The sequence below is a fragment of the Geodermatophilus sp. SYSU D00779 genome (genome assembly GCF_054050595.1).
Map to the genome: position 1 here is coordinate 1 of NZ_JBJGZQ010000015.1, position 14,798 is coordinate 14,798.

The window sequence follows — 14,798 nt, forward strand, 5'->3', positions numbered from 1 at the left end:
GGGGGGGGGGGGGGGGGGGGGGGGGGGGGGGGGGGGGGGGGGGGGGGGGGGGGGGGGGGGGGGGGGGGGGGGGGGGGGGGGGGGGGGGGGGGGGGGGCCCCCCCCCCCCCCCCCCCCCCCCGCCGACCTCGCCGCCCTCGCCGGTGCCGAGCGCGCCGTCCGCGGCGACCCCGGAGCGTGTGCCGTGGTCGGCGAGGTGGCCGGAGCCAACGGCGCCCGGCTGACCGCCTGCACGGTCGGCGACGGGGCGGTGGTCGAGGTCGCCGTGGCCGTGCCGGTCCGGCTCGGCCCGCTGGGCGTCAACCGGGCCGGCGCCCGTGCACGGGCCGGCCCGGTGGTGCAGTGAGCTACCCGGCCACCGGGGGAGCCGGCGACAGGTGCTCGTGCACGGCCAGCCACTGCCCGGAGGGCTCGCGGTGGAAGACGATCGTCTCCCGCTCGCGGAGCTCCTCCCGCCCGGCCCGGGTCGACACCGTGGTGTGCACGGCGTGGGTCAGGACGGCGGTGTCCCCGATCACCTGGACGACCGTGCCGGAGGTCTCGCAGCCGAGCACCCGGAAGTCGTCCTGCCGGACCCACGAGGTCCACTCCCGCCGGTACTCCTCGCGGGAGGCCAGCAGCCGGTCGGTGGTGTGGAACAGGAAGGTGGCGTCCTCGCGGAAGCAGGCGAGGTACCGGTCCAGGTCATCGCTCCCGAAGGCGGCCACGAGGGCGGCGGCCGCCTGGTGTACCTCGTCGGCGGGCTCGCTCACCGGTCGGCCGGCTCCGCGGCGGCCGGGGCGGGGGAGCGACGGCCGGCGCGGTGCACCGACGCCCGCGGGTCGTCGGTCACCGGCGGCGCCTCGGCCTCCTTGGCGGGCACCAGCCGCGGGCCCGCCGGGCCGAAGGCGTACCGGGGCTCGGGGAAGGCGAACAGCAGCGCCAGGTAGACCACCGCGGCGAGGCCGAGGGACACCGGCAGGCTGACGTCCACCCCGCCGGCCGCGTTGCGCAGCGGGCCCGCGATCAGCGGCGGGTAGTTGGCGAACAGCAGCCCGACGATGGCGGCCGGGACCCAGGCCACCATCCCGCGCCAGTTCACGCCGCCGGCGAACCAGTAGCGGCCACCCAGCCGGCCCTGGTTGAAGACCTGCACGTCCTCGGGCGCGTAGTACCCGCGGCGCACCCAGTAGCCGATCATCATGATCACCATCCACGGCGTGGTGCAGATGACGATGGCGCCGATGAAGGCGTTGACGCTGGACAGCAGGTCAAAGACCAGCCGCCCGACCAGGATGAAGACGAACGACAGCGTGCCGATGAACAGCGACGCCTGCACCCGGTTGAGGCGGGGGAAGACCGAGGAGAAGTCCAGTCCGGTGCCGTACAACGAGGTGACGCCGGTCGACATCCCGCCGAGGAAGGCCACCACCATGAGCAGGACGGCGTACCAGAGCGGCGAGACTTGGATCAGCGCGAACACGTAGTCGGCCTCGCCGGCCACCAGCGTCGCCGTCCCCACGCCGAACAGGAACGGCACGAGGGTGGCCAGCTGGCCCAGGAACGTGGCGGCGAGCAGCCGCGACGGGCGGGTGCCCGCCGGGATGTAGCGGGACCAGTCGCCGAGGAAGGCGCCGAAGCTGACCGGGTTGCCCATGACGATCAGGGCGGAGAGCACGAAGGTCGGCCAGAAGCCGCCCAGCGCGTAGGCGTCGGGGCCCGGGTCGTAGGAGGGGTCGAAGAGCGTCGCGTAGGCCACCAGGCCGAGCAGCATCAGCGTCGTGTTGGCCAGCACCACGACCTTGTTGACCAGCAGCATCAGCTGGTAGCCGTAGATGACGACGACGATCACCAGGGCGCCGAGCACCGCGTAGACGATCCCGCGGAGCAGGTCGGAGTCCCCCGTGCCGAAGAGCCGGGTGGCCGCGCCGACGAGGGCGTCCCCGCTGACCCACACCGAGATCGAGTAGAACGAGAGCGCGGTCAGCAGCGACAGGAACGAGCCGAGCACGCGACCGCGGACGCCGAAGTGGGCGCCGGAGGAGACGGCGTTGTTCGTGCCGGTCCGCGGGCCGAACAGGCCCATCGGCATGAGGATCAGCGCGCCGACGACCACGCCCACGACGGTGGCGGCCACGGCCTCCACGAGGTCGAGGCCCAGCAGCACCGGGAAGGTGCCCAGGATGACGGTGGCGAAGGTGTTCGCCCCGCCGAACTGGATGCGGAACAGGTCGAACGGCCGCGACGTGCGCTCGGCGTCGGGGATCGTGTCGATGCCGTGCTGCTCGACCTCGGTGGCCCGCGGCCGCCGCTGCTCGGCCGCCGGCCCGGCGACCTCCGCTCCGCTCATGTGCACCCTCCTGGTGAAGCGGTGGACACACCACCGCGGTGCGCAGAGGCTAGACACGAGTTGCGTAGTAGGCAACCAATGTTTTCTGATGTCACTCCGCGTGCTGAGATGGGACCGAGGACGTCATGCGGGGCCCTGGTGGGTGTCCTGACGACCGACGCGACCCCGTGGCAGTGCTGGGGGACGGTGCCGGGCGCCACGCAGCCCACGACGACCGGGACCGGTGAGGTCCTGTGGGCCCTCACCGCACCACGACCGACGAGGAGGCCAGGTGACCGGCTCCGCAGCCCAGCCCGTCCGCGAGGTGGTCGACCTCTCGCACCCGCTGGACGACGACACCCCGGTGTACCCCGGCGACCCGGTCGCCCGGTTCACGCCGGCCGCCACGGTCGCGGCCGACGGCTACAACGTCCTGCACGTGCGGATGGGCTCCCAGACCGGCACCCACGTCGACGCCCCGTACCACTTCCTCGACGACGGCGCGCGCATCGACGAGCTCCCGCTCGAGTACTTCCTCGGGCCGGCCGTCGTCGCCGACGTCCGCGGCAAGCCGCCCCAGGGGCGGATCGAGTGGGCGGACCTGCAGCCGTGCGCGCACCTGCTCGCCCCGGGCCGGATCCTGCTGCTCCGGACCGGCTGGGACGAGCACTGGGGGACCGACGCCTACTTCGACCACCCGTACCTGACCGGGGACGCCGCGGCGCGGGTGGTGGCCGCGGGGGTCCGCACGGTCGGGCTCGACGCGCTGAGCCTCGACGAGACCGTCGTCGGCGGCACGCCTGCGGACGGGTTCGCCGCCCACCTCGAGGTGCTCGGCGCGGGCGGCGTGATCGTGGAGAACCTGCGCAACCTGGGTGCCGTCCCGCAGGTCGACCCGGTGGTCAGCGTCCTGCCGCTGCGTCTGGCCGGTGCCGACGGCGCCCCCGTGCGCGCGGTGGCGTTCGGCCTCGGTCGCTGAGGCTCAGGGCCGCAGCGACCCGCCCCGGCCCAGGGTGAGCAGCTGCCCGACGACGGCGCCGGCCGGATCGCTGCACAGGTAGGACACCGCGGCGGCGACCACGTCGGGGGACGGCGGGGACGCGGGGTCGGCGACCAGCTCGTTGACCGTGACGGCGTCCGGCCCGAGGTCGCGGGCGAGGGTCTTGGTGAGCGCCACGAGTGCCCCCTGCACCGCGGCGGCGGCCGTCGAGCACGGACGGTCGGCCGCCGTCCAGCCGCTGCCCAGGAACACCAGCCGCCCGGCCCCCGACCGGCGCAGGGCCGGTGCGGCGGCGCGGGCGAGCGCGAAGGCGGGGGTGAGGTGGGCCATCACGTCGGCGTACCACCGCGCCGGGTCGGCGCCGACGAACGGCGCCGGGTCCGGCTGCCCGACGGCGCACACCAGGAGGTCCAGCACGCCGGAGCCCCCGACGGCCTCCGCGACGGCGCCGTCCGGTGCGGCCGTGGTGGGGACGGCGGTGACGCGCACGCCGTCCGCGGTCAGCCGGCCGGCGACGGCCGCGGCGACCTCGGCGTCGTCACAGCGGACGAGGGCGTTCCGGTCGGCCATCAGATCGTCGCTCCCGCGTTGGGGGAGAGCACCTGCCCGGAGACCGCCGCCCCCGTCTCGAGCAGGAACAGCGCAGCCGCGGCGATCTCCTCCGGACGGACCAGCCGCTGCACCGGCAGGGTGGCGAGGAAGTCGCCGGACCGCCACGGGGAGTCGGTCTCGAGCATGGGGGTGTCCGCCGCGCCGGGCGCGACCGTGTTGACGGCGACGCCGGTGCCCTCGACCTCGGTGGCCAGCGCCCGGGTGAAGCCGACGATCGCGCCCTTGCTCGCCGCGTAGTGGACGTCGCCCTGGCTCCCGCCGACCCCCAGGTCCGAGGAGATCGTCACGACGGAGCCCCGGCCCCGGGCCACCATCCGGGGGACGACGGCGGCGCAGGTGGTCGCGGTCCCGGAGAGGTTGACCGCCATCATCCGGCGCCAGCGCGCGTCGTCGACGTCCTCGAGGGGGAGCATCTCGTAGACGCCCGCCGCGGTGACCAGTGCGGTCACGGGTCCCAGCTCCCGCTCGACCCGGTCGACGGCCGACCCCACCGCGTCCGCGTCGGTCACGTCGACCTCGACGCCGAGCGCGGTCTCCCGGCTGGGCCGCAGGTCGAGGCCGGCGACCTGCCAGCCGGCGTCGCTCAGGGCACGGGCGACGGCCGCCCCGAGGCCGCTGGCGGCGCCGGTCACGACGGCGACGCGCCGTTCCTCGGACTCCTCGGCCACGCCACCTCCAGCACGCACCCCTCGACCGTCGGTCGAGCGGTCGGCGCCCAGTCTGTCAGCCGGGCCGGTGCACCCTGGTCGGCCGGGTCAGAAGACGAGGTCGTCCTCGACCGGTCCGGGCTCCTCCTGCGCGGTGTCGTCGCCGGTGCCGGTCCGGTCCGCCGGGTCCTCGTCCGCCGGGTCCTCGTCCGCCGGGTCCTCGTCCGCCGGGTCCTCGTCAGCGGGGTCCTCGTCAGCGGGGTCCTCGTCAGCGGGGTCCCCGTCGGCGGGGTCCCCGTCGGCCGCCTCGGCGGTGGCCAGCTCGTCGAGGACGACGTCGAGCACCCGCACCGCCCCGGCCTTGTCCAGCGGTTCGTTGCCGTTGCCGCACTTCGGCGACTGCACGCAGGAGGGGCAGCCGTTCTCGCACTCGCAGCTGGCCACCGTCGCCCGGGTCGCCTGCAGCCAGCGCCGCAGCTCGGCGAACCCGCGCTCGGCGAAGCCCGCGCCGCCGGGGTGCCCGTCGTAGACGACGATCGTGGCCGCGCCGGTGTCCGGGTGCAGGGCGGTCGAGACCCCGCCGAGGTCCCACCGGTCGCAGGTGGCCAGCAGCGGCAGGATGCCGATGGCGGCGTGCTCGGCGGCGTGCAGCGAGCCGGGGAGTTCGGCGTCGTCCACCTCGGCCCGGCCGATGGCCCGCTCGTCGAGGGTCAGCCACACCGCGCGGGTGCGCAGCTGGCGGGCCGGCAGGTCCAGGGGGAACTCGGCGAGCACCTCACCGGTCCCCAGCCGGCGGCGCTGGTAGGCCACCACCTGGTTGGTCACGTCGACGACGCCGGTGTGCGCGGTGACCGTGCCCAGCGACCGCGACCGGTCGGGAGACACGATGGCGAGGTCGGTGACGTCGCGCGCCACCGTCGTCCACTCGGGGCTCTCCGGGTGCACGACCGCGACGGCCTCGTCCACGTCGAATTCGTCGACGACGTAGGTGTCGCCGCGGTGCACGTAGACCGCGCCGGTGTGCACGGTCGCGTGCGCGGCGTCGCCGTCCACGGTGCCGAGCAGCCGGCCGGTGTCGCCCTCGATGATCGTCACCGGCGCCAGACCGCTGCCGCGGATGTCGACGTCCGGCCGGCCCCTCCCGGCCCAGTACCAGCCGGTGGGACGACGGCGCAGCGCGCCCTCGGCGACGAGCTCCTCGACCCGCGCCTCGGCCGCCGCGCCCCCGAAGTCGGCCAGGTCCTCGGGGACCAGCGGCAGCTCGGCGGCCGCGCAGCACAACTGCGGCCCCAGCACGTAGGGGTTGGTGGGGTCGGTGACCGTGGCCTCCACCGGTCGGCCGAACACCGCGCGCGGGTGGTGGGCGAGGTAGTGGTCCAGGGGGTCGTCGCGGGCCACGAAGACCACCAGGGACTCCCGCTGCGCCCGCCCCGCCCGGCCGGCCTGCTGCCACAGCGAGGCCAGCGTCCCGGGGTAGCCGGCGAGCACGACCGCGTCCAGGCCGGCGATGTCGATGCCCAGCTCGAGGGCGTTGGTGGTGGCCACGCCGAGCAGGTCGCCGGCCGACAGGGCCCGCTCCAGCTCCCGCCGTTCCTCGGGCAGGTAGCCACCGCGGTAGGAGTCGACCCGGCGGGCGAGGTCGGCGCGGCCGCGGTCGCGCAGCACGTGCCGGGCCTGCTCGGCGACCGACTCCGCGCTGCGTCGCGACCGGACGAACGCCAGCGTCCGGGCGCCGCGCTCGACCAGGTCGGCCAGCAGGGTGGCGGCGTCGGCGGCCGCCGAGCGGCGCAGCGGGGCGCCGTGCTCGCCGGTGCGCTCGGTCAGCGGCGGCTCCCACAGGGCGAAGGTCGCACCGGGCCGCGGCGAGCCGTCCTCGGTCACGGCGACGACCGGGGCGCCGACCAGGCGGGTGGCCGCGGCGGCCGGCTCGGCCACCGTCGCGGAGGCCAGCAGGAACACCGGCTCGGCGCCGTAGCGGCGGCAGATCCGCCGCAGCCGGCGCAGCACGTGGCCGACGTGCGAGCCGAAGACGCCGCGGTAGGCGTGGCACTCGTCGACGACGACGTAGGCCAGCCGGCGCAGGGTGCTCGACCACTTCTGGTGGGCGGGCAGCACGCCGCGGTGGAGCATGTCGGGGTTGGTGACGATCCAGCGCGAGTGCCGCCGGACCCACTCCCGCTCCTCCATCGGGGTGTCGCCGTCGTACGCCGCGGGGCGCACCGACGGGTCGGCCAGCCCGGCCACCGACGCCAGCTGGTCGCGGGCGAGGGCCTTGGTCGGCGCGAGGTAGAGGACGCAGGCGCGGGGGTCCTCGGCCAGCCGGGTCAGCGCCGGCACCTGGTAGGCCAGCGACTTGCCCGACGCCGTCCCGGTGGCCACGACCACGTGCGAGCCGTCGCGGGCCAGCTGCGCGGCCTCCACCTGGTGCCGCCACGGTGCCGACACGCCCTGGGCCTCGAGCCGCGCGCGCAGCTCCGGGCTCACCCACGCGGGCCACGGCAGGGTGCGGCTGTCCCGCACCGGCATCCGGTGCACGTGGGTGACCGGCTGCTCCTCCTCCGGTGTCCCGGAGAGGACGGCGTCCAGCAGGTCGGCACCCGGCAGCGGCGCGCCGGCGGGGGAGGGCGACCCACCCTGGGGAAGAGGGTCCGTGCCGGGAGGGGGAGCCGACCGGACCGGGTGTAGCGCGGTCACACCCCAACTGTCACACCTGCGGGTGACGTCGCGCTGGCCCCCGGCGCCCGAACGGGACCGGCTGCGGGACTACCGGTACGGGGTGTGATCTCCCTTACACTCCGGCGGCACCAGCCGTGCAGGCCCGTGCGTGCTGGACACGTACCTCCGCCGACCGGAGCGAAGTCTGCCCCGGGGGCAGCCGACCGCTGGGAGGAAACACATGCCGGACAGTGCACTCTCCGGCGGGGACGTCGTGCTGGTCGCGATCGTCCTCGCCGTCTCGCTCGCTGCTCTCGCCTTCGCGGCCTACCTGGTCCGCGCCGTCATGGCCGCCGACCAGGGCACTCCGACGATGCGCGAGATCGCGCAGGCGGTGCAGGAGGGTGCGGCGGCGTACCTGCGCAGACAGTTCAAGACCCTCGGCGTCTTCGCGGTCATCGTCTTCCTCCTCCTGCTGGTCCTCCCCGTGCACGACGGCGGCTGGGGGACCCGCGTCGGCCGGGCGTTGTTCTTCCTGGTCGGCGCGCTCTTCTCGGCGACGGTCGGCTTCATCGGGATGACCCTGGCCACCCGCGGCAACGTGCGCGTGGCCGCCGCCGCCCGCACGGGCGGCTACCGGCCGGCCTTCCGCATCGCGTACCGCACCGGCGGCGTCTGCGGGATGATCACCGTCGGCCTGGGTCTGTTCGGAGCGGCCCTCGCGCTGCTGCTGTTCGACGAGACCGCCCCCGTGGTGCTCGAGGGCTTCGGCTTCGGCGGGGCCCTGCTGGCGATGTTCATGCGCGTCGGCGGCGGCATCTTCACCAAGGCCGCGGACGTCGGCGCCGACCTCGTGGGCAAGGTCGAGGCCGGCATCCCCGAGGACGACCCGCGCAACGCGGCGACCATCGCCGACAACGTGGGCGACAACGTCGGGGACTGCGCGGGCATGGCCGCCGACCTGTTCGAGTCCTACGCCGTCACCCTGGTCGCCGCCCTCATCCTCGGCCAGGTCTTCTTCGGCGCGGTCGGCATGGTCTTCCCGCTCACCGTCGCCGCCATCGGGGTCATCGCCTCGGTCGTCGGCATCCTGGCCAGCAACCCCGGCAAGAGCGACGCGAGCGGCCTGGCGCCGATCAACAGGGGCTACTTCACCTCCGCGGTCGTCTCCCTGGTCCTCGTCGCGGCGGCCTCGTTCACCGTGCTGCCCGACGTGGCCGACATCCCCGACAGCGTCGTCAGCCCGCAGGTGCTCGGCTTCGTCTCGGTGCTCGTCGGCATCGTGCTGGCGGCGGCGATCCAGCAGCTCACCGGCTACTTCACCGAGACCAGCCGCAAGCCGGTGCAGGAGGTCGGGCGCAGCTCGCTGACCGGCCCGGCGACGGTCATCCTCTCCGGCATCTCGCTGGGCCTGGAGTCCGCGGTGTACGCGGCGCTGCTGATCGGCGGCGCGGTCTACGGCGCCTTCCTGGTCGGCGGCGGTGCCGCGCTGTACGCGGTCGCGCTCGCCGGCTGCGGCCTGCTGACGACGGCCGGCGTGATCGTCTCGATGGACACCTTCGGCCCGGTCAGCGACAACGCGCAGGGCATCGCCGAGATGTCCGGCGACATCGACGAGGAGGGGGCCCGCGTGCTCACCGACCTCGACGCGGTCGGCAACACCACCAAGGCCATCACCAAGGGCATCGCGATCGCCACCGCCGTCCTCGCCGCGACGGCGCTGTTCGGCTCCTACAACGAGCAGGTGCGCGTCGCCCTCGAGGGCGTGGACCTGGGGCAGGCGTTCAGCCTCGTCGACCCGAGCAACGTCGTCGGCGCGGTGCTCGGCGCCTCCGTGGTATTCTTCTTCTCCGGCCTGGCGATCAGCGCGGTCTCCCGTGCGGCCGGGCGGGTGGTGTTCGAGGTGCGGGAGCAGTTCCGCACCCACCCCGGGATCATGGACCGCACCGAGCGCCCGGACTACAGCCGTGTCGTCGACATCTGCACCAAGGACTCGCTGCGCGAGCTGGCCACCCCGGGTCTGCTCGCCGTCCTCGCCCCCGTGGCCGTCGGCTTCGGGCTCGGCTTCGGGCCTCTCGCTGCCTACCTGGTCGGTGCGATCGCGGCCGGCACGCTCATGGCCGTCTTCCTCGCCAACTCCGGAGGCGCGTGGGACAACGCCAAGAAGATGGTCGAGGACGGCGCCTACGGCGGGAAGGGCAGCGAGGCCCACGCGGCCACGGTCATCGGCGACACCGTCGGCGACCCGTTCAAGGACACCGCGGGCCCGGCGATCAACCCGCTGATCAAGGTGATGAACCTGGTGGCGCTGCTCATCGCGCCGGCCGTGGTCGGCATGTCGGTCGGCGAGGGGCAGAACACCGCCGCCCGCATCGCGATCGCGGTGGTCGCGGCGCTGGTCATCGTCGGCGCCGTGGTCGTGTCCAAGCGTCGCTCGGTCGTCGTGGGCGGTGCCCCCACCGACGCCCCCACCTCGCTGACCACCACCGCTCCCTGACCGCACGCACCGCACCCTGCGGCACGGGCGCGCCGACCGGCGCGCCCGTGCCCGGTCTGTGGACGGTCACCCGTGCTGTGGACGGACAGCCCGAGGACGGCACCCGGCCGACCTAGCGTCCCGCCGCACCGGACCCGCCGTGGGCCCGGACAGACGCCGGGAGGTCCTCACGTGTCCGGAACGATCGCCGCGGAGTTCGACGCCATCGACGCGCTGGCCACCGAGCTGGCCGGCCTCGCCGCCGAGCTCGCCGGCGAGGCGCGGCTGTGCCGGTCCACCGCGGTCTCCCTGGGGACGGCCGTCAGCGGGGGGGCCGGGGAGAGCGCCGGCGCCGCGGGCTCGGGCTGGGGCACCGCCCTGGAGCTCCTGGGCCAGCAGACCGGGGCGCTCGCCGCGACCCTGTCCGCGGCCGTCGACTCCTACCGGGCGGCCGACGCGGCGCTGGCCGACCGGGTGCTCGCCAGGCGCTCCACCCCGGCAGCCCGGTGAGCGCCCCCACCCTCACCGAGGTCGCCGGGTGGGAGGTCCCGCTGCTGCGCGGGGCGGTCTGGACCCTCGACTCGGTCGCCGGTGGGCTGCCGGCCTGGCGGGCCCGGATGGAGGCCGTCGGTCGCTCGCTGGAAGACACCTCCTGCTGGTACGGGCCGGCCGCGCAGTCCGCTGCCGCCGCGCTCGTGGAGGTCTCGACGGTCGCCACCGCGGTCACCGCGGCCCTCGACGAGTCCCTCGAGCACGCGCAGCGCCTGCTGGCCGAGGCCGAGGCCGCGCAGGAGCTCGCCGAGCGGGCGCTGGGCGCCGCCGCGTCGGTCCCCGTCGTGCTCGACGGGGCCGGGCGGCTGGTCTCCCTGTCGGCCGTGCCGGTCCTCGGCCGGCCCGGCCTCGACGTCGACCAGACGGCCGCCGCGCTGCAGGCGCAGGAGCTGGCCGAGGACGCCCTGGCCGCCGCGGCGCGCGCCGGCCACGCTGCCTCGGGGATGGCGGACGAGCTGACCGTGCTCGGCGCAGGGAGGGGGCTCGTCCCCCTCTCCTTCGGTGACCTGGCCGCGTCGGTCCCCGACGTGCGCAGCTCCGCCGTGCCGCACGTCGGGGACCCGCCACCTGAGGTGGCTCAGTGGTGGGCGGGGCTGTCCGTGGCCGCCAGGGCGGAGGCGATGGCCCGGACCCCGTACCTCATCGGGGGTCTCGAGGGCCTCCCCGCGTGGGCCCGGGACGAGGCGAACCGGTCGCACCTCGAGCAGGTGCTCGCCGACCCGACGTCGCCCGGGCACGCGGTCGCGGTCTCGGTGGCGGGGGAGATCGCGCGGGGGGAGGCGGCAGGCGAGGAGGTGCAGCTGCACCGGTTCCAACCGGAGGAGGGGCTGGTCGCCCTGGCGGTCGGGGACCTGGACACCGCGGACCACGTGGCGGTGCTCGTGCCCGGCACCGGCAACGACCCGGTGGGTGGTCTCGACGACCTCGTCGACGACGTGGGTGCCGTCGCGGACGCCACCGTGGCGGCGGCTCCGGCGGCCGCCGTGGCGACCATCGCGTGGATGGGCTACCGGGCGCCGTCGAACCTGGCCAAGGCGCCGAGCCCGCACTACTCCTGGCCTGGCGGCCGAGCGCTGGACGCAACTCTGGACGGGATGGCGGCCGCGCGGGCCGGCACACCGGGAGGACGTCCGCACACCACCGTCATCGGGCACAGCTACGGCACCCTCGTCGTCGACCGAGCGGCGGACGCACCGGGTCCCCTGGCTGCCGACGACGTGGTGCTGCTCGGCAGTCCGGGGATGGACAACGCGGCTGCCGAGCTCGAGGCCGAGCGGGTGCACGAGGCCTCGGCACCGGCCGACCCGATCACCTGGGCCGAGTTCCACGGGGAGCAGACGTGGGAGGACTCCCTCGGCGCCGTCGAGCTCCCCACCGGTCCGGTGATGATGCACTGGGAGTACTACAGCGAGGACTTCCCGACGCTGGCCGCTGTGGGCGAGGTGGTGGCCGGCGTCCGGGAGCCGGCATGACCCGCAGCGCCCGGGAACACGGCGCGACCCCCGGCCATTGGATCGGGTGACGGCACGCCCACGGTGGGTCGCCACTGGGCTCCCGGTCGGCCCCGTGGCCTACCGTGGCGTCGCCGAGGGCGCGCGGACAGCGACCGCGTCGTCCGGCGCCGGACCACCGGCGCCCGCACCGAGCACCACCGACAGGAGCACCGTGGCACCCACGAAGACCACGAACACCGGCACCCGGGCCGCCGCGGCGACCTCCGGGGGCACGAGCACCCCTGCCCGCCGGCGGACCGCCGCCGGCGGTGGGCGGCCGCTGGTCATCGTGGAGTCCCCGACCAAGGCCGGGAAGATCGCCGGGTACCTGGGCAACGGCTACGTCGTCGAGGCCAGCGTCGGGCACATCCGCGACCTGCCGCGCAACGCCGCGGACGTGCCGGCCGAGCACAAGGGTGCGTCCTGGGCGCGGCTGGGCGTCGACGTCGACAATGCCTTCGAGCCGCTCTACGTGGTCAGTCCCGACCGCAAGCAGCAGGTCAGCCGCCTCAAGCAGCTGGTGAAGGACGCCAGCGAGGTCTACCTCGCCACCGATGAGGACCGCGAGGGCGAGGCCATCGCCTGGCACCTGGTCGACACGCTCAAGCCACGCGTGCCGGTGCGCCGCATGGTCTTCCACGAGATCACCCCCGAGGCGATCGCCCGTGCGGTGGCCAACCCGCGCGAGCTGGACACCGCGCTGGTCGACGCGCAGGAGACCCGCCGCATCCTCGACCGGCTCTACGGCTACGAGGTCAGCCCCGTGCTGTGGAAGAAGGTGCTCCCCAAGCTCTCGGCCGGCCGCGTGCAGTCGGTGGCCACCCGGATCGTCGTCGAGCGCGAGCGCGAGCGGATGGCCTTCCGCTCGGCCGACTACTGGTCGCTGGAGGGCACCTTCGCGGTTCCCGACCGCCGGGCCGGCGCCGACGAGGGGGAGCCGACGACCCTGCGCGCCCGCCTGGTCAGCGTCGACGACAGCCGGGTCGCGACCGGCCGCGACTTCGACCCCGCCACCGGCCGGGTCACCGGCGAGGTCGTGCACCTCGACGAGGCCGGCGCCCGGGGTCTGGCCGCCCGGCTCGAGGGTCGGCAGGTCACCGTCAGCCGGGTCGACGAGAAGCCCTACCGGCGGCGTCCGTACGCGCCGTTCACCACCTCGACGCTGCAGATGGAGGCCGGCCGCAAGCTCGGCTGGTCCTCCGCGCAGGTCATGCGGGTGGCGCAGCGGCTGTACGAGAACGGCCACATCACCTACATGCGGACCGACTCGACCAACCTCTCCAACGAGGCGGTCAACGCAGCCCGCACCCAGGCCCGCGAGCTGTACGGCGACGCCTACGTCCCGGCCGAGGCCCGCCGCTACGCGAAGAAGGCCAAGGGCGCGCAGGAGGCGCACGAGGCGATCCGGCCCGCCGGGGACAGCTTCCGCACCCCCGGTCAGCTCGCCGGCCAGCTGGCCCGCGACGAGTTCCGGCTCTACGAGCTGATCTGGCAGCGCACGATCGCCTCGCAGATGGCCGACGCCGTGGGCCAGAGCGTGAGCATTCGGCTGGCCGGGCGCAGCAGCACCGACGAGGCGGTCGAGTTCACCGCCAGCGGGCGCACCATCACCTTCCCCGGCTTCCTCCGCGCCTACGTCGAGTCGCGCGACGAGGGCGCCGCCGGGGACGACGACCACGGCAGCGACGACGCCGAGCGCCGCCTGCCGCGGGTCGAGCGCGGCCAGCAGCTCGACACCCGCGGGCTCGAGGCCAAGGGCCACACGACGACCCCGCCGTCCCGCTACACCGAGCCCAGCCTGGTCGCGCGCCTGGAGGAGCTGGGCATCGGTCGCCCCTCCACCTATGCGTCGATCATGCAGACCATCCAGGACCGCGGGTACGTCTGGAAGAAGGGCTCCGCGCTGGTGCCCACCTTCGTGGCCTTCGCCGTGGTGAACCTGCTGGAGCAGCACTTCGCCCAGCTCGTCGACTACGACTTCACCGCCTCGCTGGAGAACGAGCTCGACGAGATCGCCGCCGGGGACCTGGGCCGGGTGGACTGGCTGACGGAGTTCTACTTCGGCGGCGAGGGCCGGCACGCCGGCGGGATCGCCGCCTCCGGCGGCCTCAAGTCGGTCATCGGCCAGCAGCTGGAGGAGATCGACGCCCGCGGGGTCAACTCGATCCCGCTGCGGGCCACCGGGCCGAACGGCGAGCCGGTCGTCGTCCGGGTCGGGCGCTACGGGCCCTACCTGCAGGTCGGCGGCGAGGACGGTCCCCGGGTCAGCCTCCCGGAGGACCTCGCCCCCGACGAGCTGACCCAGGAGAAGGTCGAGGAGCTGCTGGCCGCGCCGTCGGGCGACCGCGAGCTCGGCACCGACCCGGAGTCCGGGCTGCCGGTCGTGGTCAAGGCCGGCCGGTACGGCCCCTACGTCACCACCGTCGTGCCCGAGGGCAGCAAGGAGAGCCCGCGGACGGCGAGCCTGTTGTCCTCGATGTCCCCGGAGACGGTGACCCTCGACGACGCCCTCAAGCTGCTGACCCTGCCGCGCACGGTCGGCACCGCGCCGGACGGCGAGGGGATCCAGGCGCTCAACGGCCGCTACGGGCCCTACCTGAAGAAGGGCACCGACTCGCGCTCGCTGGAGTCCGAGGACCGGTTGTTCACCGTCACCCTCGACGAGGCGCTGGCGATCTTCGCCCAGCCCAAGCAGCGGGGGCGCCGGGCCGCCGCGGCGCCGCTCAAGGAGCTGGGTGCCGACCCGGTCACCCAGGGTGCGATCACCGTCCGCGAGGGCCGGTTCGGGCCGTACGTGACCGATGGCGAGACCAACGCCAGCCTGCGCAAGGGTGACGACGTCGAGAGCATCACCCTCGCGCGCGCCGCCGAGCTGCTGGCCGACCGGCGCGCCAACCCGAGCACCAGGAAGAAGGCCACCAAGAAGAAGGCCGCCGCCAAGAAGACGACCGCCACCAGGACGACGGCCAAGGCGACGGCCAAGACCGCGGCCGCGAAGAAGACGACCGCCAGGAAGGCGACGGCGGACAGCGACGCCGTCCCCGCGAGCTGACCG

The 14,798-nt window shown here is 74.9% G+C and carries 11 protein-coding genes; 6 read left to right on the forward strand and 5 right to left on the reverse strand.

Annotation, left to right across the window (positions count from 1 at the left end; translation table 11 throughout):
- A partial coding sequence (locus tag ACI79G_RS13475; protein ID WP_456881632.1) for an Rv3654c family TadE-like protein occupies positions 1 to 346 on the forward strand: 346 nt, incomplete at its 5' end.
- 1 nt (position 347) lies between these two features.
- On the opposite strand, the gene ACI79G_RS13480 is transcribed toward ACI79G_RS13475, so the two are convergent.
- Together ACI79G_RS13480 and ACI79G_RS13485 are read right to left on the reverse strand one after the other, a co-directional pair.
- The gene (locus ACI79G_RS13480; protein WP_456881633.1) at positions 348 to 752 is read right to left on the reverse strand and encodes a YybH family protein; all 405 of its coding nucleotides are present in this window, start codon (positions 750 to 752) and stop codon (positions 348 to 350) included.
- Complete coding sequence (locus ACI79G_RS13485; protein WP_456881634.1) at positions 749 to 2,329, reverse strand: purine-cytosine permease family protein; 1,581 nt, start codon at positions 2,327 to 2,329, stop codon at positions 749 to 751. The genes ACI79G_RS13480 and ACI79G_RS13485 overlap by 4 nt, the downstream gene beginning before the upstream one ends.
- Before the next feature lie 271 nt (positions 2,330 to 2,600).
- Between ACI79G_RS13485 and ACI79G_RS13490 the strand changes: the two genes are divergently transcribed.
- Positions 2,601 to 3,287, forward strand: coding sequence for a cyclase family protein (locus ACI79G_RS13490; RefSeq protein WP_456881635.1), 687 nt, complete (start codon positions 2,601 to 2,603; stop codon positions 3,285 to 3,287).
- A gap of 3 nt (positions 3,288 to 3,290) precedes the next feature.
- On the opposite strand, the gene ACI79G_RS13495 is transcribed toward ACI79G_RS13490, so the two are convergent.
- The 3 genes from ACI79G_RS13495 to ACI79G_RS13505 form a co-directional block, all read right to left on the reverse strand.
- Positions 3,291 to 3,878, reverse strand: coding sequence for an SDR family oxidoreductase (locus ACI79G_RS13495; protein ID WP_456881636.1), 588 nt, complete (start codon positions 3,876 to 3,878; stop codon positions 3,291 to 3,293).
- Positions 3,878 to 4,588, reverse strand: coding sequence for an SDR family NAD(P)-dependent oxidoreductase (locus tag ACI79G_RS13500; protein WP_456881637.1), 711 nt, complete (start codon positions 4,586 to 4,588; stop codon positions 3,878 to 3,880). The genes ACI79G_RS13495 and ACI79G_RS13500 overlap by 1 nt, the downstream gene beginning before the upstream one ends.
- Positions 4,589 to 4,675: 87 nt before the next feature.
- A complete protein-coding gene (locus tag ACI79G_RS13505) occupies positions 4,676 to 7,261 on the reverse strand; it encodes a DEAD/DEAH box helicase (RefSeq protein WP_456881638.1) in 2,586 nt (861 codons plus the stop codon).
- Positions 7,262 to 7,463: 202 nt separating this feature from the next.
- Between ACI79G_RS13505 and ACI79G_RS13510 the strand changes: the two genes are divergently transcribed.
- From ACI79G_RS13510 to topA, 4 genes are all read left to right on the forward strand, one after another.
- Positions 7,464 to 9,719 (forward strand): sodium-translocating pyrophosphatase, encoded by a 2,256-nt coding sequence (locus ACI79G_RS13510; RefSeq protein ID WP_456881639.1) that lies wholly within the window; start codon positions 7,464 to 7,466, stop codon positions 9,717 to 9,719.
- 171 nt (positions 9,720 to 9,890) lie between these two features.
- A complete protein-coding gene (locus ACI79G_RS13515; protein WP_456881640.1) occupies positions 9,891 to 10,208 on the forward strand; it encodes a hypothetical protein in 318 nt (105 codons plus the stop codon).
- Entirely contained in the window at positions 10,205 to 11,722 is a 1,518-nt protein-coding gene (locus ACI79G_RS13520) for an alpha/beta hydrolase (RefSeq protein WP_456881641.1), read from the forward strand. Before ACI79G_RS13515 ends, ACI79G_RS13520 begins: the two co-directional genes overlap by 4 nt.
- A gap of 193 nt (positions 11,723 to 11,915) precedes the next feature.
- Positions 11,916 to 14,795: a type I DNA topoisomerase gene (topA, locus tag ACI79G_RS13525; RefSeq protein WP_456881642.1), complete on the forward strand. Its 2,880-nt coding sequence runs from the start codon at positions 11,916 to 11,918 to the stop codon at positions 14,793 to 14,795.
- Positions 14,796 to 14,798: the final 3 nt, after the last annotated feature.

Excerpts from the sequence above, each read along its gene's own strand:
- ACI79G_RS13495 (WP_456881636.1), bottom strand. The coding sequence starts at position 3,878 with ATGGCCGACCGGAACGCCCTCGTCCGCTGTGACGACGCCGAGGTCGCC.
- ACI79G_RS13510 (WP_456881639.1), top strand. The coding sequence starts at position 7,464 with ATGCCGGACAGTGCACTCTCCGGCGGGGACGTCGTGCTGGTCGCGATC.
- ACI79G_RS13485 (WP_456881634.1), bottom strand. The coding sequence starts at position 2,329 with ATGAGCGGAGCGGAGGTCGCCGGGCCGGCGGCCGAGCAGCGGCGGCCG.